The organism is Streptomyces speibonae, assembly GCF_984686075.1.
In genome coordinates, this window is sequence record NZ_OZ480260.1 from 5,513,852 (window position 1) to 5,534,429 (window position 20,578).

General features: G+C 72.0%; 1 protein-coding gene. It reads left to right on the forward strand.

The window, feature by feature from the left end; genetic code table 11:
- Positions 1-10: 10 nt before the first annotated feature.
- Entirely contained in the window at positions 11-20,512 is a 20,502-nt protein-coding gene (locus tag AC5L3C_RS24795; RefSeq protein ID WP_493654013.1) for a type I polyketide synthase, read from the forward strand.
- The last annotated feature ends 66 nt before the right edge of the window (positions 20,513-20,578 follow it).

Sequence of the window (20,578 nt, forward strand, 5' to 3'; positions counted from 1 at the left end):
CAACGAACCCATCGCCGTCGTCGGCATGAGCTGCCGCTATCCCGGCGGCGTCACCTCGCCCGAGGAGCTGTGGGATCTCGTCGCCGGCCGGCACGACGCGATCTCCCCCTTCCCCGAGGACCGGGGCTGGGACATCGACGCACTTTACGACCCCGACCCCGAGAACTCCGGCACCTTCTACGCCCAGGGCGGTGGATTCCTCGAAGGCGTCGGGAATTTCGACGCCGAATTCTTCGGCATCAGCCCGCGCGAGGCGCTGGCGATGGACCCGCACCAGCGGCTGCTGCTGGAAATCGCATGGGAGACCTTCGAACGGGCCGGAATCGACCCGCAATCCATGCGCGGGAGTTCAACCGGCGTATTCGCCGGAGTGATGTACCAGGACTACGCGTCCCGGCTCGACACCATTCCCCACGAACTCGAAGGATATATCGGCAACGGCAATGCCTACAGTGTCGCCTCCGGTCGCGTCTCCTACACCCTCGGCCTCGAGGGCCCCGCGATCACGGTCGACACGGCGTGCTCGTCGTCTCTGGTGACGCTGCACCTGGCGGTGCAGTCGCTGCGGCGCGGCGAGTGCTCGATGGCCCTGGCCGGCGGTGTCACCGTCATGTCGACGCCCGACGTCTACATCGAACTCAGCCGCCAGCGCGGACTGTCCCCCGACGGCCGCTGCCGCTCCTTCGCCGACGGCGCGGACGGCACCGGCTTCTCCGAGGGCGCCGGCATGATCCTCCTGGAGCGGCTGTCGGACGCGCGGCGCAACGGTCACCGGGTGCTCGCTGTGGTGCGGGGCTCGGCCGTGAACCAGGACGGCGCCAGCAGCGGCCTGACGGCGCCGAATGGTCCCGCGCAGCAGCGGGTGATTCGTGCGGCGTTGGCGGATGCCGGGCTGTCGGCGACGGATGTGGATGCGGTGGAGGCGCATGGCACGGGCACGCGGCTGGGCGATCCGATCGAGGCGCAGGCGTTGCTGGCGACGTATGGGCAGGAGCGGTCTGGTGACGATCCGTTGTTCCTGGGGTCGTTGAAGTCGAACATCGGGCATACGCAGGCGGCTGCGGGTGTCGGTGGTGTGATCAAGATGGTGCAGGCGTTGCGGCATGGGGTGTTGCCGAAGACGTTGCATGTGGATGAGCCGTCGGGTCAGGTGGACTGGTCGGCGGGTGCGGTGGAGTTGCTGAGGGAGACGCGGGAGTGGCCCGAGGTGGGGCGTGCGCGTCGGGCGGGTGTGTCGTCGTTCGGGATCAGTGGGACGAACGCGCATGTGGTGCTGGAGGCCGCACCGGAGGAGGCGGAGCCGGTCGTCTCCGATTCGGGGGCGGTGGTGCCGTGGGTGGTGTCGGGCAAGTCGGCTGCCGCGGTGCGGGATCAGGCGGCGCGGCTGGCGGAGTTCGTCGCCGAGGGCGAGTCGCGTGTGGTGGATGTGGCGGCGTCGCTGGTGCGGTCGCGGGCCACGCTCTCGCACCGGGCGGTGGTGGTGGGAAGCGAGACCGAGGAACTCATCGCGCAGCTGCGGGAGTTGGCGGAGACTCCGGCTGGTTCGGTGGGTTCGGGTGTGGTGTTTGTGTTCCCGGGTCAGGGGTCGCAGTGGCTGGGGATGGCGGTGGAGCTGGCGGAGGCTTCGCCGGTGTTCGCTGAGGCGCTGGCCGAGTGCGAGGCCGCTCTTGCCCCGTTTGTGGACTGGTCGCTGAGCGAGGTGCTCAGGGATGGGGAGGGTGGTTGGCTGGAGCGGGTTGATGTGGTTCAGCCGGTGTTGTTCGCGGTGATGGTGTCGTTGGCGCGGTTGTGGCGGTGGCTGGGGGTGGAGCCGGCTGTGGTGGTCGGTCATTCCCAGGGTGAGATCGCGGCTGCGTGTGTGGCGGGGGCGTTGTCGCTGGAGGATGCGGCGCGGGTGGTGGCGTTGCGGTCGCGGGCGATCCGGGTGCTGTCCGGGCGTGGCGGCATGGTGTCCGTCGCTCTGCCGGTCGACGCGGTACGGGAGCGGATCACCGCGTTTGAGGGCCGTGTGTCGGTTGCGGCGGTCAATGGTCCGTCGTCGGTGGTGGTCTCCGGTGAGCCGGGGCCGTTGGAGGAGCTGGTCGCTTCCTGTGAGGCGGAGGGTGTGCGGGCGCGGGTGATCCCGGTGGATTACGCCTCGCACTCGGCGCAGGTCGAGGAGCTGGAGACAGAGCTCCTGGATGTCCTCGCTCCGATCAGTCCTCGGTCGTCCGAGGTGCGGTTCTTTTCCACGGTGACCGGTGACTGGCTGACGGACACGTCGGTGATGGATGCCGCGTATTGGTATCGCAACCTGCGTCAGACGGTGGAGTTCGCCGACGCGACGGCGGCGTTGGTCGAGCAGGGGCATGGTCTGTTCATCGAGGCCAGTCCGCATCCCGTGCTGACGGTGCCGGTGGAGTCGAGTATCGAGGCTTCCGGGCAGGCCGGTGTGTCGGTGATCGGCAGCCTGCGTCGCGACGACGGCGGCTGGGAGCGTTTCCTGGTCTCGGCCGGGCAGGCGTTCACAGCTGGCGCCGACGTCGACTGGGACAGGACCCTGCCGGAGGACGCCCGGATCGTCGACCTGCCCACGTATGCCTTCCAGCACGCCCGCTACTGGCTGGAGCCGGAGCAGCTCGCCGACGATGTCACGGTCGACCCGCTCGACGCCCGCTTCTGGGAGGCCGTCGAGCGCGGGGACCTCGCCGCGCTCAGCGACGATCTCGAACTCGATGTCGCTGACGACGCCCAGCAGAGCGCGCTCGGCGACGCCCTCCCCGTTCTTGCCAACTGGCGCCGACAGCGCCGTAACCGCTCCCTCGTGGACTCCTGGCGGTACCGCGTCTCCTGGCGCCGGATCGCCGACCCGCGGTCACCCAACCTGCAAGGCGGCTGGCTCCTCGTCACACCCCCGGACGGCACGTCCGACAACGGCGTCGAGAACTCCCTGACCGCGTACGGCGCCACCGTCGTCCGCGTACCGTGGGACCCGACGGACACCGACCGCACCGCACTCGCCCTGCGGCTGCGCACCGCCGCCGACGACCTGCCCACCGGCGTACGGGGTGTGCTGTCGCTCCTCGCGGACGACACGCGTCCGCACCCCGAGCGGCCCGACGTGGCGGCCGGTCTGGCGGGCACGCTCACGCTCACCCAGGCCCTCGGTGACTCTGCGATCGAGGCACCGCTGTGGCTGCTGACCCGGGGAGCCGTCTCCACCGGCGCCGCCGACGGGCCCGCCCGTCCGGCGGGAGCGGAGATCTGGGGGCTCGGACGGGTCGTCGGACTCGAACACCCGCAGCGCTGGGGCGGCCTCGTCGACCTCCCCGACCACGCCGACGACCTGGACGAGCGGGCCGCCGCGCGGCTCGCCGGAGTCCTCAGCGGCATCGGCGACGAGGACCAGCTCGCCGTGCGCGGCACCGGTGTCCACGCCCGCCGGCTGGTCCGCGCCCCTCTCGCCGGAAAGCCGGCGCGCAGCTGGCGCCCGCGGGGTTGCGTACTGGTGACCGGCGGCACCGGCGCCCTCGGAGCGCACGTCGCGCGCTGGCTCGCCCGCAACGGCGCCGAGCATCTGGTGCTGACCAGCCGCCGTGGAGCGGACGCGCCGGGAGCGGCCGAACTGACCGCCGAGCTGGAGCAGTCCGGCGCGCGGGTCACCGTCGCGGCCTGTGACGCCGCCGACCGGGACGCACTGGCCGGCCTGCTCGCGGGCCTGGAAACCGACCTCACCGCCGTGGTGCACGCGGCCGGTATCGGGGACGTCGCCGCCGTGACGGACACCGGGCTCGACGACCTGGCCGCCGCCCTGTCCGGCAAGGCGGCGGGCGCCCGGCACCTCGACGAACTGCTCGGCGACACCCCGCTCGACGCGTTCGTGCTGTTCTCGTCCAACGCCGGCGTCCTCGGCGGCGGCGGGCAGAGCGCCTACGCCGCCGCCAACGCCTCCCTCGACGCCCTCGCCGAACAGCGCCGCGCCCGCGGACTGGCCGCCACATCCGTCGCTTGGGGCCTGTGGGACGGCGGCAGCGGACTCGGCGACGCCGATGACGCCGACTACGTACTGCGGCGCGGCCTGCGCCCGATGACGCCCGAACTCGCGGTGGCGGCCCTGGTACGCGCCGTCGAGCACGACGAGACGACGGGTGTCGTCGCCGACATCGACTGGGAGCGTTTCGCCACCGCCTTCACCGCGCACCGCTCCCGCCCCCTCATCGCCGACCTGCCCGAGGTCAAGGAGCTACTGACGGCCGCCGAACAGCCCGGCGACGACAGCCCCTCCGCGCTCGCCGCCCGGCTCGCGGACGTGCCCGCGCAGGAGCGGGCCGGGATCGTCCTCGACCTGGTCCGCACCCAGGCGGCGGCCGTCCTCGGCCACGCCGGACCCGAGGCGATCGAACCGCACCGAGCCTTCCGCGAGCTGGGCTTCGACTCGCTCAGCGCCGTCGAGGTCCGCAACCGGCTCAGCACCGCGACCGGCGTACGGCTGCCCGCCACCCTCGTCTTCGACCACCCCTCGGCGAGTGCTGTCACCGACTTCCTGCTCGCCGAGGTCCTCGGCGACTCCACGGACGCCGCCCCGCTCGCCGCCGCGACGGCCGCGCTCGACGACGACCCGATCGCCATCGTCGGCATGGGCTGCCGCTACCCGGGCGGCGCCCACTCCCCCGAGCGACTGTGGCAGCTGGTCCTCGAAGGCCGCGACACCATGGGCGAGTTCCCCACCGACCGCGGCTGGGACCTCGACGCGATCTACGACCCCGACTCGGCGAAGTCGGGCACCACCTACACCCGTCAGGGCGCGTTCGTGTACGACGCGGGCGCCTTCGACGCCGGTTTCTTCGGGATCAGTCCGCGTGAGGCGCTGGCGATGGACCCGCAGCAGCGGCTGCTGCTCGAAGCGTCCTGGGAGACCGTGGAGCGCTCCGGCATCGACCCCACCACCCTGCGCGGCAGCGCGACCGGCGTGTTCGTCGGCGTCAGCTCGCAGGGCTACGGCACCGAGGCGTACGAGATCCCCGAGGGCGCCGAGGGCTACTTCATCACCGGCGGCCAGACCGCCGTCGTCTCGGGCCGGGTCTCCTACACGCTCGGCCTGGAGGGCCCGGCGATCACCGTCGACACGGCCTGCTCGTCGTCGCTCGTCGCGTTGCATCTCGCGGCGCAGTCCCTGCGGCAGGGTGAGTGCTCCCTGGCGCTCGCGGGCGGTGTGGCCGTCATGACGAGTCCCGGCGCGTTCATCGAGTTCTCGCGCCAGCGCGGCATGGCGGTCGACGGCCGGTGCAAGGCGTTCGCGGCGGCCGCGGACGGCACCGGCTGGGGCGAGGGTGTCGGCCTGCTGCTGCTGGAGCGCCTGTCGGACGCGCGCCGCAACGGTCACCAGGTGCTGGCCGTGCTGCGCGGCTCGGCGATCAACCAGGACGGCGCGTCCAACGGCATCAGCGCCCCCAACGGCCCCGCCCAGCGACGCGTGATCCGTCAGGCGCTCGCCAACGCTGGTCTGACGACGGACGACGTCGACGCGGTCGAGGCGCACGGCACGGGGACGACCCTGGGCGACCCGATCGAGGCCCAGGCCCTGCTGGCCACCTACGGGCAGGAGCGGTCGGAGGACCGACCGCTCTGGCTCGGCTCCATCAAGTCGAACATCGGCCACACCCAGACGGCGTCCGGCGTCGCCGGTGTCATCAAGATGGTGATGGCGCTCCAGCAGGGTGTGCTGCCGGCGACGCTGCACGTGGACGAACCGACACCGCATGTCGACTGGTCGTCGGGTGCGGTGGAACTGCTCACCGAGCGCCGTGACTGGCCGCAGTTCGACGGCCGTCCGCGTCGCGCGGGTGTCTCCTCCTTCGGCGTCAGCGGAACCAACGTCCACCTGATCCTCGAACAGCGGCCCGAGGACGAACCGGCCGACCAGCCCGCGGGCCGGAACTCCGACGACGGGGACGGGGACGGGGCGCGCACCGACGGCATCGTGATGTGGCCCTTCTCGGCCAAGTCCGACACCTCCCTGCGCGGCCAGGCCCAGAAGCTCCTCGACCTGCTCACCGAGCGCCCCGACCTGGACCCGGTGGATGTCGGCTTCTCTCTGGCCGCCACACGCACCTCGTTCGAACGGCGTGCGGTGGTACTGGGCACGGACCGTGCGGAGTTGGTGCGTGGGCTGTCGGCTGTGGCTGCTGGTGCGGCGGGGCCGGGTGTGGTGTCGGGCCGGGTTGTGGGTGGTCGTACGGCGTTCCTGTTCACCGGTCAGGGTGCGCAGCGGGTGGGGATGGGGCGTGAGCTGTATGACGCGTTCCCGGTGTTCGCTGCCGCGTTGGATGAGGTGTGCGGGGTGTTGGACGAGTGGGCCGAGCGTCCGGTGCGGGAGGTGTTGTTCGCCGAACCGGGCACGGCTGAGGCTGCTTTGGTGGACCGGACGGGGTTCACGCAGGTGGCGTTGTTCGCGCTGGAGGTGGCGCTGTTCCGGCTGGTGGAGTCCTGGGGTGTGCGCCCGGACTTCGTGGCCGGGCACTCGGTGGGTGAACTGGCGGCCGCGCATGTGGCGGGCGTACTGACGCTGGGGGATGCGGCACGTTTGGTGGCTGCGCGGGGCCGGCTGATGGAGGCGCTGGCCGAAGGCGGCGCGATGGCAGCGCTGGAGGCCACTGCGGAGCAGGCGGCTGAGCTGGTTGCCGGGCGTGAGGCGGAGGTGTCGATTGCCGCGATCAACGGCCCCACCTCGGTCGTCATCTCCGGTGTTGCGGCGGTGGTGGACGAGATCGTGGAGGGGTGGAAGGCGGCGGGTCACCGTGCGCGCAGGCTGACGGTGTCGCATGCGTTCCACTCTCCGCTGATGGAGCCGATGCTGGCCGAGTTCGGTCAGGTCGCGGCCCAGCTGGACTACCGCGAGCCCCGCACGCCCGTGGTGTCGAACGTCACCGGTGAGCTGGTGACGTCGTACGACGCCGAGTACTGGGTGCGGCATGTGCGTGAGGCGGTGCGTTTCGCGGACGGGGTGCGTTTCCTGGCCGGCCAGGGTGTGACCGCTTTCATCGAACTGGGTCCGGACGGTGTGCTGTCCGGCATGGGCCAGTCCTGTCTGCCGGAGGACGAACGCACGCTGTTCGTTCCGGTGTTGCGCAAGGACCGCGACGAGGCCCACACCCTGACCACCGCGCTCGCCCGCGCCCACACCCACGGTGTCACGGTGGACTGGCAGGCCCTCTTCGCCGGCCGCAACGCCCACCGGATCGACCTGCCCACCTACGCCTTCGAGCACGAACACTTCTGGCTGAAGCCCGCTGCCGCCCTCGGTGACGTGACCTCCGCCGGTCTCGGTGCTCCCGACCACCCGCTGCTGGGTGCCACGGTGGCGCTGCCGGATTCCGACGGTGTGGTGCTCACGGGCCGCTTGTCGCTCCGCACGCACCCGTGGCTGGCGGACCACGCCGTCATGGGCAGCGTGCTGCTGCCGGGCACCGCGTTCGTCGAACTGGCCCTGCGCGCGGGTGACGAGACCGGCTGCGACCTGGTCGAGGAGCTGACCCTCGCCGCCCCGCTCGTCCTGCCCGAACAGGGTGGCGTGGTCCTGCGGCTCACCGTGGGCGCCGCCGACGACTCCGGCCACCGCGAGCTGGCCGTCTACTCCCGTCCCGAGGACGCGCTGCCCGAGGAGCCGTGGACCACTCACGTCACCGGTCTGCTCGGACACGGAGGCTCGCCCGTCGAGCAGCACGCGGCCCTCACCGAATGGCCGCCGCCCGGCGCGGAGGAGGCCGACGTCGAAGGGCTCTACGCCGACTCCGCCGAGGCCGGCTTCGCCTACGGCCCCGTCTTCCAAGGCGTACGCGCGGCGTGGCGGCGAGGCCAGGAGGTGTTCGCCGAAGTCGCCCTGCCCGAGGACGCCGACGCCACCGCGTTCGGCATCCACCCCGCCCTCCTCGACGCCGCCCTGCACGCGGTGGGCTACGGAGATCTGCTCGCCGACGACGGTGAGGCGAGGCTGCCGTTCTCCTGGAACCGGGTCGCCCTCCAGGCCGCGCACGCCTCCGAACTGCGGGTCCGGCTGGCCCCCGCCGGCGACAACGCCATCTCCGTGACCGTCGCCGACGGCACCGGCGCGCCCGTCGCCTCCGCCGCGTCGCTCTCCTTCCGGGCCGTCTCCGCCGACCAGCTGTCGGTCTCGCGGGGGCCCGCCTCCGACTCCCTCTTCCACCTCGACTGGACGGAACTGCCCTCCGCCGCACAGGCGGCGGACGCGCCCGCCCTGTCGGTCGCCGTCCTCGGCACGCCTCTCGCCGGCCTGCCGGACGCGGCCGTGTACACCGACCTCGCCGAGGTCCAGGACGTCCCCGACGTCCTCGTCGTACGGCTGTCCGCCGCATCCGGTGACGGTACGGCGACGCTCGAGGCCGTACGCCAGGCCACCACCAAGGCGCTCGACGTGGCACGCGCCTGGCTGGCGGACGAGCGGTTCGCCGACGCATGCCTGGTGCTGGCCACCGAGGGGGCCGTCGCGGCCGACGGACGCCCTCTGGGTGATCTCGCGTATGCCCCTGTGTGGGGCCTGATCAGGGCCGCGCAGGCGGAGAACCCCGGCCGCTTCCTGCTGCTCGACCTCGACACCGCCGAGGACGCGTTCCCGCTCACGCCCGCGCTGGCCGCGGCCCGTGCCGCAGACGAAGGGGAACTGGCGATCCGTGGCGGTCGTGTTCTGACGCCGCGGCTGGTGCGCTCGGTGCCCGCGGTGGAAGACAGTGCCGGGGGCTTCGGTTCGGGCACGGTGTTGGTGACGGGTGGCACGGGTGCGTTGGGTGCGCTGGTGGCGCGGCATCTGGTCACCGAGCACGGTGTGCGGGATCTGCTGCTGACCAGCCGGCGCGGTGCGGACGCGCCGGGAGCCGCTGAACTCGTCACCGAACTGGAGCAGTTGGCTGCGCAGGTGTCGGTCGCCGCGTGTGATGTGGCTGACCGGGACGCTCTGGCCGGTCTGCTGGAGGACGCGCCCGACCTGTCAGCCGTGGTCCACACCGCGGGTGTGCTGGACGACGGTGTGCTGACGGCGATGACCCCGGACCGCATCGACGCGGTGCTGCGCCCGAAGGTCGACGCGGCTTGGCATCTGCACGAGTTGACCCGCGACCGTGACCTGGCCGCGTTCGTACTGTTCTCCTCGGCCGCAGGTGTCTTCGGCAACCCGGGGCAGTCCAACTACGCCGCCGCCAACGCCTTCCTCGACGCCCTTGCCGAGCATCGGCACACCCTCGGTCTGCCCGCGACCTCGGTCGCCTGGGGGCTGTGGCAGAAGTCCGGCAGCATGACCGACGATCTCGGCGAGACGGACCACACCCGGATGTCCCGGTCGGGCGTCACCGCGCTCTCGGACGCCGACGGGCTCGCCCTGCTCGACGCGGCACAGGCCGCCGCCGACCGCCCGGCGCTCGTGGCGATCCGCCTCGACCCGGCCGGACTCCGCGGCCAGACCGTCCCGCCCGTCCTGCGTGGTCTGGTGCGGGTGCCGGTGCGTCGGGTGGCGCGGGCTGGTGTGGTGGAGTCGTCGGCGTTGGCGCGTCGTGTTGTCTCGGTGGATGAGGCGGAGCGGGTGCCGGTGGTGCTGGAGGTGGTGCGGGCGCAGGTGGCGGCCGTGCTGGGCTTTTCGGGTGCGGGGTCTGTGGATGCGGGTCGTGCGTTCAAGGATCTCGGGTTCGATTCGCTGACTGCGGTGGAGCTGCGGAATCAGCTGGGTGCGGCGGTGGGTCTGCGGTTGCCGGCGACGTTGGTGTTCGACTATCCGACGCCGCTCGCGCTGTCCGAGCACATCGTCAGCGAGCTGCTCGGTACCGCGGACATGACTCCGGCGGCCACGACGGCAACCACGGTGTCCGTTGACGAGCCGATTGCGATCGTGGCGATGAGCTGCCGTTATCCGGGTGGTGTGGAGTCGCCGGAGGATCTGTGGCGGCTGCTCGCGGAGGGGCGGGACGCGATCTCGCCGTTCCCCACCGACCGCGGCTGGAACACCGACGCCCTCTTCGACCCGGACCCGGACAACCCTGGTACCTCGTACACCACCGAGGGTGGCTTCCTGGAGGGCGCGGCGGAGTTCGACCCGGGCTTCTTCGGGATCAGTCCGCGTGAGGCTCTGGCGATGGACCCGCAGCAGCGGTTGCTGCTGGAGACGTCGTGGGAGGTGTTCGAGCGGGCCGGGATCGACCCGGCCGGGCTGCGCGGCAGCAGGACTGGTGTCTTCGCCGGCGTCATGTACCACAACTACGCGACCCGGCTCTCCCGGGTCCCCGAGGAGGTCGAGGGCTTCCTCAGCACCGGTGCGTCGAGCAGCGTGGTCTCCGGCCGGGTGTCGTACACGTTCGGGTTCGAGGGTCCGGCGGTGACGGTGGACACGGCGTGTTCGTCGTCGTTGGTGGCGCTGCATCTGGCGGCGCAGGCGCTGCGGCAGGGCGAATGCTCCCTGGCGCTTGCGGGCGGTGTGACGGTGATGCCGACGGCGGACACGTTCGTGGAGTTCTCGCGTCAGCGTGGTCTCGCGCTGGACGGCCGGTGCAAGTCGTTCGCGGCCTCCGCGGACGGCACCGGCTGGGGCGAAGGCGTGGGTGTCCTGTTGCTGGAGCGTCTGTCGGACGCGCGCCGTAACGGTCATCAGGTGCTGGCGGTGGTGCGCGGTTCGGCCGTGAACCAGGACGGCGCTTCCAACGGTCTGACCGCCCCCAACGGCCCCTCCCAGCAGCGCGTCATCCGTCAGGCCCTCGGCAACGCCGGTCTCTCCACCACGGACGTGGACGCGGTGGAAGCCCACGGCACCGGCACCACGCTCGGCGACCCGATCGAGGCGCAGTCCCTGATCGCGACGTACGGGCAGGAGCGGGCGGAGGACCGACCGCTGTGGCTCGGCTCCATCAAGTCGAACCTGGGTCACACGCAGGCCGCGGCCGGTGTGGCGGGTGTGATCAAGATGGTGATGGCGATGCGGCAGGGTGTGCTGCCGGCGACGTTGCACGTGGACGAGCCGACGCCGCATGTGGACTGGTCGGCGGGTGCGGTGGAACTGCTCACCGAGCGCCGTGACTGGCCACAGCTCGGCGGCCGTCCGCGTCGCGCGGGTGTCTCCTCCTTCGGCGTCAGCGGAACCAACGCCCACGTCGTCATCGAACAGGCCGCCGAGCCCCCGGCCGTTGCGGAGCGTCCGGGCACCGACCCCGTCGTGAGCATGACCGTCGTCCCCTGGGTCTTCTCCGCCCGCTCGGAGGACGCCCTGCGCGCCCAGGCGGCGCGCCTGATGGAGGCCGTGGAGGCGGACGACACCCTCAACCCGGTGGATGTCGGCTTCTCTCTGGCCACGACGCGTGCGCACTTCGAGCATCGGGCGGGTGTGATCGCTGCCGGTCGTGCGGAGTTGGTGCGTGGGCTGTCGGCTGTGGCTGCTGGTGCGGCGGGGCCGGGTGTGGTGTCGGGCCGGGTTGTGGGTGGTCGCACGGCGTTCCTGTTCACCGGTCAGGGTGCGCAGCGGGCCGGGATGGGGCGTGAGCTGTATGACGCGTTCCCGGTGTTCGCTGCCGCGTTGGATGAGGTGTGCGGGGTGTTGGACGAGTGGGCCGAGCGTCCGGTGCGGGAGGTGTTGTTCGCCGAACCGGACAGTGTTGAGGCTGCTTTGGTGGACCGGACGGGGTTCACGCAGGTGGCGTTGTTCGCGCTGGAGGTGGCGCTGTTCCGGCTGGTGGAGTCCTGGGGTGTGCGCCCGGACTTCGTGGCCGGGCACTCGGTGGGTGAACTGGCGGCCGCGCATGTGGCGGGCGTACTGACGCTGGGGGATGCGGCACGTTTGGTGGCTGCGCGGGGCCGGCTGATGGAGGCGCTGGCCGAAGGTGGCGCGATGGCGGCGCTGGAGGCGACACCGGAGCAGACTGGCGAGCTGATCGCGGGCCGTGAAGCCGAGGTGTCGATTGCCGCGATCAACGGCCCCACCTCGGTCGTCATCTCCGGTGTTGCGGCGGTGGTGGACGAGATCGTGGAGGGGTGGAAGGCGGCGGGTCACCGTGCGCGCAGGCTGACGGTGTCGCATGCGTTCCACTCTCCGCTGATGGAGCCGATGCTGGCCGAGTTCGGTCAGGTCGCGGCCCAGCTGGACTACCGCGAGCCCCGCACGCCCGTGGTGTCGAACGTCACCGGTGAGCTGGTGACGTCGTACGACGCCGCGTACTGGGTGCGGCATGTGCGTGAGGCGGTGCGTTTCGCGGACGGGGTGCGTTTCCTGGCCGGCCAGGGTGTGACCGCTTTCATCGAACTGGGTCCGGACGGTGTGCTGTCCGGTATGGGGCAGTCCTGTCTGCCGGAGGACGAGCGCACGCTGTTCGTCCCGGTGTTGCGCAAGGACCGCGACGAGGCCCACACCCTGACCACCGCGCTCGCCCGCGCCCACACCCACGGTGTCACGGTGGACTGGCAGGCCCACTTCGCCGGCCGCAACGCCCACCGGATCGACCTGCCCACCTACGCCTTCCAGCACGAACACTTCTGGCTCCAGGACCTCCCCGGCTCTGGTGACGTGGGAAGCCTCGGCCAGCGCCCCACCGGGCATGCGCTCCTCGGCGCCACGGTGGCGCTGCCCGACTCGGACGGTGTGGTGCTCACGGGCCGCTTGTCGCTCCGCACGCACCCGTGGCTGGCGGACCACGCCGTCATGGGCAGCGTGCTGCTGCCGGGCACCGCGTTCGTCGAACTGGCCCTGCGCGCCGGTGACGAGACCGGCTGCGACCTGGTCGAGGAGCTGACCCTCGCCGCCCCGCTCACCCTGCCCGAACAGGGCGCGGTCGACCTCCGTGCCGTCGTCGGCGCCGCCGACCCGGACGGAGCCCGCACCCTCACCATCCACTCCCGCCCGGAGCACGCGCTCGCCGAGGAGCCGTGGACCACCCACGCCACCGGCGCCCTGCGGCAGGCCACCGTCCGCACGGCGGAGTCCGGCTTCGACGCCGTGGTCTGGCCTCCCACGGGCGCTGAGCCGCTCGCGATGGACGGGTTCTACGACGACATGGCCGCGGCCGGTCTGCTGTACGGCCCGCTGTTCCAGGGGCTGCGTGCCGCCTGGCGGGGCACGGACGGAGAGGTGTTCGCCGAGGTCGCCCTGCCCGGGGACACCGGCGCCACCGAGTTCGGCATCCACCCCGCCCTGCTCGACGCGGCCCTGCACGGCACCGGGTTCAGCGACCTCGTGGCCGCGGACGGCCGGGCCAGGCTGCCGTTCTCCTGGCAGGGAGTGAGCCTGTACGCCACGGGTGCGTCGGTGCTGCGGGTGCGGATCACGGCCGTCGGTCCCGACACGATCGCACTGGCGGTCTCCGACGAGACCGGCGCGCCGGTCGCCGCCGTCGAGGCGCTGGACTTCCGCAGCGTCACGGCCGAACAACTCGCGGAGACCTCCCCGGCCTCTCTGAACAACTCCCTCTTCCGGGTCGACTGGACGGAGGTCCCGCACCCGGCATCGGACGCCGGTCTGTCGGCGGTCGTCCTGGGCCCGGACGAGGACCTGGCGGCCCTGGCCGGCAGCACCGACGTACCCGACCTGGTCTTCCTGACCTGCTCGACACCGGTGGGAGCCGGTGCGGACACCGCCCACATGGCGGCGCACCGGGCGCTGGCCGCCGCACGCGGCTGGCTGGCGGACGAGCGGTTCGCCGAGTCCCGGCTGGTCTTCCTCACGGCCGGTGCCGTCTCCGTACTGCCCGACGAGCCGGTGCCCGGCCTCGCCGACGCGCCCGTGTGGGGTCTGGTGCGGTCGGCTCAGGCCGAGAACCCGGGCCGGTTCGTGCTGCTCGACGTGGACGAGGTGGTGTCGACCACCGAACTGGCGTCGGCTCTGGCGAGCGACGAGCCCCAAGTGGCCGTTCGTGGCGGTCGTGTTCTGACACCGCGGCTGGTGCGCTCGGTGCCCGCGGTGGAAGACAGTGCCGGGGGCTTCGGTTCGGGCACGGTGTTGGTGACGGGTGGCACGGGTGCGTTGGGTGCGTTGGTGGCGCGGCATCTGGTCACTGAGCACGGTGTGCGGGATCTGCTGCTGACCAGCCGGCGCGGTGCGGACGCGCCGGGGGCCGCTGAACTCGTCACCGAACTGGAGCAGTTGGGTGCGCAGGTGTCGGTCGCCGCGTGTGATGTGGCTGACCGGGACGCTCTGGCCGGTCTGCTGGAGGACGCGCCCGACCTGTCCGCGGTGGTCCACACCGCGGGTGTGCTGGACGACGGTGTGCTGACGGCGATGACCCCGGACCGCATCGACGCGGTGCTGCGCCCGAAGGTCGACGCGGCTTGGCATCTGCACGAGTTGACCCGCGACCGCGACCTGGCCGCGTTCGTACTGTTCTCCTCGGCCGCCGGTGTCTTCGGCAACCCGGGGCAGTCCAACTACGCCGCTGCCAACGCCTTCCTCGACGCCCTCGCCGCCCACCGCCGCGCCGCCGGGCTCCCGGCCGTCTCCCTCGCCTGGGGAGCCTGGTCGGAGAGCGCCGGCATGGCAGGCACCCTCGACGCGGACGAGATGGCTCGTATACAGCGCTCCGGCGTCGGTGGTCTTTCCTCCTCCGAGGGGCTCGCCCTCCTCGACGCCGCGCTCGCGGACGAACGGGCGCTGCTCGTCCCCATGCGGCTGGACATCCCCGCCCTGAGCGCCCAGCCCGACACCCTGCCCAGCCTCTTCCGCGGTCTGGTGCGGGTGCCGGTGCGTCGGGTGGCGCGGGCTGGTGTGGTGGAGTCGTCGGCGTTGGCGCGTCGTCTTGTCTCGGTGGATGAGGCGGAGCGGGTGCCGGTGGTGCTGGAGGTGGTGCGGGCGCAGGTGGCGGCCGTGCTGGGCTTTTCGGGTGCGGGGTCTGTGGATGCGGGTCGTGCGTTCAAGGATCTCGGGTTCGATTCGCTGACTGCGGTGGAGCTGCGGAATCAGCTGGGTGCGGCGGTGGGTCTGCGGTTGCCGGCGACGTTGGTGTTCGACTATCCGACGCCGCTCGCGCTGTCCGAGCACATCGTCAGCGAGCTGCTCGGTACCGCGGACATGACTCCGGCGGCCACGACGGCAACCACGGTGTCCGTTGACGAGCCGATTGCGATCGTGGCGATGAGCTGCCGTTATCCGGGTGGTGTGGAGTCGCCGGAGGATCTGTGGCGGCTGCTCGCGGAGGGGCGGGACGCGATCTCGCCGTTCCCCACCGACCGCGGCTGGGACGTCGAGGGCATCTACGACCCGGACCCCGACCGAGCGGGCAAGAGCTATGCCCGTGAGGGTGGCTTCCTGCAAGGGGCGGCGGAGTTCGACCCGGGCTTCTTCGGGATCAGTCCGCGTGAGGCTCTGGCGATGGACCCGCAGCAGCGGTTGCTGCTGGAGACGTCGTGGGAGGTGTTCGAGCGGGCCGGGATCGACCCGGCCGGGCTGCGCGGCAGCAGGACTGGTGTCTTCGCCGGCGTCATGTACCACAACTACGCCAGCCGTCTGACGGACGTGCCGGACGAGGTCGAGGCGTTCCTCGGCAACGGCAGCGCCAGCAGTGTCGCATCGGGCCGGGTGTCGTACACGTTCGGGTTCGAGGGTCCGGCGGTGACGGTGGACACGGCGTGTTCGTCGTCGTTGGTGGCGCTGCATCTGGCGGCGCAGGCGCTGCGGCAGGGCGAATGCTCCCTGGCGCTTGCGGGCGGTGTGACGGTGATGCCGACGGCGGACACGTTCGTGGAGTTCTCGCGTCAGCGTGGTCTCGCGCTGGACGGCCGGTGCAAGTCGTTCGCGGCCTCCGCGGACGGCACCGGCTGGGGCGAAGGCGTGGGTGTCCTGTTGCTGGAGCGTCTGTCGGACGCGCGCCGTAACGGTCATCAGGTGCTGGCGGTGGTGCGCGGTTCGGCCGTGAACCAGGACGGCGCTTCCAACGGTCTGACCGCCCCCAACGGCCCCTCCCAGCAGCGCGTCATCCGCCAGGCGCTCGCCAACGCTGGTCTGACGACGGACGACGTCGACGCGGTCGAGGCGCACGGCACGGGGACGACCCTGGGCGACCCGATCGAGGCCCAGGCGCTGCTGGCCACCTACGGCCAGGAGCGGGCGGAGGACCGACCGCTGTGGCTCGGCTCCATCAAATCGAACCTGGGTCACACGCAGGCCGCGGCCGGTGTGGCGGGTGTGATCAAGATGGTGATGGCGATGCGGCAGGGTGTGCTGCCGGCGACGTTGCACGTGGACGAGCCGACACCGCATGTGGACTGGTCGGCAGGCGCGGTGGAACTGCTCACCGAGCGCCGCGAGTGGCCGGAGACGGGCGGCCGTCCGCGTCGCGCGGGCATCTCCTCCTTCGGCATCAGCGGAACCAACGCCCACATCCTCGTCGAGCAGGCACCCGAAACACGGGTGCCGGTCATCGACGACGCGGCGCCCGTCAACACGCCCGTCGCCCCGGTCCTCGCCTCCGGCAAGACCGTCGAGGCCCTGCGTGCCCAGGCAACAAACCTGTTGTCGTACGTCCAGAACCACCCCGAGGCGGCCGTCGCCGACCTCGGACTCGCATCGACCACGACGCGTGCGCACTTCGAGCATCGGGCGGGTGTGATCGCTGCCGGTCGTGCGGAGTTGGTGCGTGGGCTGTCGGCTGTGGCTGCTGGTGCGGCGGGGCCGGGTGTGGTGTCGGGCCGGGTTGTGGGTGGTCGCACGGCGTTCCTGTTCACCGGTCAGGGTGCGCAGCGGGCCGGGATGGGGCGTGAGCTGTATGACGCGTTCCCGGTGTTCGCTGCCGCGTTGGATGAGGTGTGCGGGGTGTTGGACGAGTGGGCCGAGCGTCCGGTGCGGGAGGTGTTGTTCGCCGAACCGGACAGTGTTGAGGCTGCTTTGGTGGACCGGACGGGGTTCACGCAGGTGGCGTTGTTCGCGCTGGAGGTGGCGCTGTTCCGGCTGGTGGAGTCCTGGGGTGTGCGCCCGGACTTCGTGGCCGGGCACTCGGTGGGTGAACTGGCGGCCGCGCATGTGGCGGGCGTACTGACGCTGGGGGATGCGGCACGTTTGGTGGCTGCGCGGGGCCGGCTGATGGAGGCGCTGGCCGAAGGTGGCGCGATGGCGGCGCTGGAGGCGACACCGGAGCAGACTGGCGAGCTGATCGCGGGCCGTGAAGCCGAGGTGTCGATTGCCGCGATCAACGGCCCCACCTCGGTCGTCATCTCCGGTGTTGCGGCGGTGGTGGACGAGATCGTGGAGGGGTGGAAGGCGGCGGGTCACCGTGCGCGCAGGCTGACGGTGTCGCATGCGTTCCACTCTCCGCTGATGGAGCCGATGCTGGCCGAGTTCGGTCAGGTCGCGGCCCAGCTGGACTACCGCGAGCCCCGCACGCCCGTGGTGTCGAACGTCACCGGTGAGCTGGTGACGTCGTACGACGCCGAGTACTGGGTGCGGCATGTGCGTGAGGCGGTGCGTTTCGCGGAGGGGGTGCGTTTCCTGGCCGGCCAGGGTGTGACCGCTTTCATCGAACTGGGTCCGGACGGTGTGCTGTCCGGTATGGGGCAGTCCTGTCTGCCGGAGGACGAGCGCACGCTGTTCGTCCCGGTGTTGCGCAAGGACCGCGACGAGGCCCACACCCTGACCACCGCGCTCGCCCGCGCCCACACCCACGGTGTCACGGTGGACTGGCAGGCCCACTTCGCCGGCCGCAACGCCCACCGCATCGACCTGCCCACCTACGCCTTCCAGCACGAACACTTCTGGCTGGTCTCCGGACCGAACACCGGTGACCCGGCGGGCCTCGGACTCGACGCCGCGGACCACCCGCTTCTCGGCGCCACGGTGGCGCTGCCCGACTCGGACGGTGTGGTGCTCACGGGCCGCTTGTCGCTCCGCACGCACCCGTGGCTGGCGGACCACGCCGTCATGGGCAGCGTGCTGCTGCCGGGCACCGCGTTCGTCGAACTGGCCCTGCATGCCGGTGACGAGACCGGCTGCGACCTGGTCGAGGAGCTGACCCTCGCGGCCCCGCTCACCCTGCCCGAGCAGGGCGCGGTCGACCTCCGTGCCGTCGTCGGCGCCGCCGACCCGGACGGAGCCCGCACCCTCACCATCCACTCCCGCCGGGAGGGCGCGGCGTCCGACACGCCCTGGACGCTTCACGCGACCGGCCGCCTCACCGAGGCCGGAGAAGCCACGGCCCCGCCCGTGACGTCCACGACGCAGCCCCCGGCCGACGCGGTCGCGGCCGACGTCACCGGGGTCTACGACGACCTCGCCGGGCTGGGACTGGAGTACGGCCCGCTGTTCCAGGGTCTGCGTGCGGCGTGGCGGGGCGCGGACGGTGAGGTGTTCGCCGAGGTCGCCCTGCCCGAGGACACCGGCACCACCGCGTTCGGCATCCACCCGGCCCTGCTCGACGCGGTGCTCCACGCAGCCGGCTTCGGCGCGATGGCAGCCGAGGACGGCAAGGCGAGGCTGCCGTTCTCCTGGCGTGGTGTGCGCCTGTACGCCACGGGTGCGTCGGTGCTGCGGGTGCGGATCACGGCCGTCGGTCCCGACACGATCGCGCTGGCGGTCTCCGACGAGACCGGCGCGCCGGTCGCCGCCGTGGAGGCGCTGGACTTCCGCTCCGTCACGGCCGAACAGCTCGCGGCGGCGGGGGACCGGGACTCCGCACAGGAGGACCTGTTCCAGCTGGACTGGGTCTCGCTCCCGGTGACGCCCGCGTTCCCCGAGGACGGATGGGCGGTGCTGGGCGACAGTGCCCCGGCCCTGCTGCCCGCCCTCAAGGGCGCGGAGATCGATGCGACGGTCCACCCGACGCTGTCCGGGCTCCGCGAGGAGATCGCGGCCGGGGTGCCCGCGCCGTCCGCCGTACTGGTGCCGATCGGCGACCTCGTCGGCGCGCTTCCGGACACGGCTGCCGTGGCCCGCGCGACGACGCACCACGTGCTCGCCCTCCTCCAGGAGTGGCTCGCGGACGACCTGCTCGCCGGCTCCCGCCTGGTCCTCGTGACCTCGGGCGCCGTCGCGGCCACGGCCGAGGACACGGTCACCGACCTGTCGTACGCGCCGGTGTGGGGTCTGGTGCGCTCGGCCCAGGCCGAAAACCCGGGCCGGTTCCTGCTGCTCGACGTGGACGACGTGGCGTCGGCCGCCGGGCTGGCGTCGGCGGTGGCCGGCGGTGAGCCGCAGCTGGCGATCCGTGGCGGTCGTGTCCTGGCGCCGCGGCTGGTGCGCTCGGTGCCCGCGGTGGAAGACAGTGCCGGGGGCTTCGGTTCGGGCACGGTGTTGGTGACCGGCGGCACGGGTGCGTTGGGTGCGTTGGTGGCGCGGCATCTGGTCACCGAGCACGGTGTGCGGGATCTGCTGCTGACCAGCCGGCGCGGTGCGGACGCGCCGGGAGCCGCTGAACTCGTCACCGAACTGGAGCAGTTGGGTGCGCAGGTGTCGGTCGCCGCGTGTGATGTGGCTGACCGGGACGCTCTGGCCGGTCTGCTGGAGAACGCGCCCGACCTGTCAGCCGTGGTCCACACCGCGGGTGTGCTGGACGACGGTGTGCTGACGGCGATGACCCCGGACCGCATCGACGCGGTGCTGCGCCCGAAGGTCGACGCGGCTTGGCATCTGCACGAGTTGACCCGCGACCGCGACCTGGCCGCGTTCGTACTGTTCTCCTCGGCCGCCGGTGTCTTCGGCAACCCGGGGCAGTCCAACTACGCCGCCGCCAACGCCTTCCTCGACGCCCTCGCCGCCCACCGCCGCGCCACCGGGCTCCCGGCCGTCTCCCTCGCCTGGGGGCTGTGGCAGCGGGACAGCGGTATGACCGCCGCGCTGGACGGCGGCGACGTACGCCGGATGTCCCGGGACGGTGTGACGGCCCTGTCCGACGACGAAGGGCTCGCCCTGTTCGACGCCGCCCTGCGGGGTGCCGCGTCGGTGGTGCCCATCCGGCTCGACCTCGCCGCGCTGCGCGCCGGGGGCGAGGTGCCCCCGCTGCTCACCCGGCTGGTGAAGACGCGGGCCCGGCGCACGGCGTCGGCCGGTACGGGCGGGGCGGCGCTGCGGGAGCGGCTGGCCGGGCTCGCCGGCGCCGAGCGGGAGGCCGTGCTGCTGGAGGCGGTCACCGCCGAGGTGGCCGCGGTGCTCGGGTACGCGGGGACCCAGGAGGTCGAGCCCGACCGGGCGTTCCGGGACCTCGGGTTCGACTCGCTGACCGCGGTGGAGCTGCGCAACCGGCTCGGCGAGATCACCGGGCTCAAGCTGTCCGCGACGCTCGTCTTCGACCACCCGTCGCCGGCCGAGCTGGTCGCGCACATCGCGGACGAACTCGGCGACGAGCAGGGCGGGTCGCCGGTCCTCGACGACCTGGACCGGCTCGCCCGCACCCTGGCCGGGGCGCGGCCCGACGACGCCCAGCGGGCCAGGGTCACCGCACGGCTGCGGGCGCTCCTCGCGAGCTGGTCCGAGGCGGAGCCCGGAAGCGAGGAGGGCGACGACGTCGCCGGGACGATCGAGTCGGCCAGCGACGACGAGATCTTCGAGTTCATCGGCAAAGAGTTCGGTATCTCCTGATCCGCATCTGCGAGGAGCGCAACACGATGGCGAACGAAGAGAAACTGCGACACTTCCTCAAGCAGG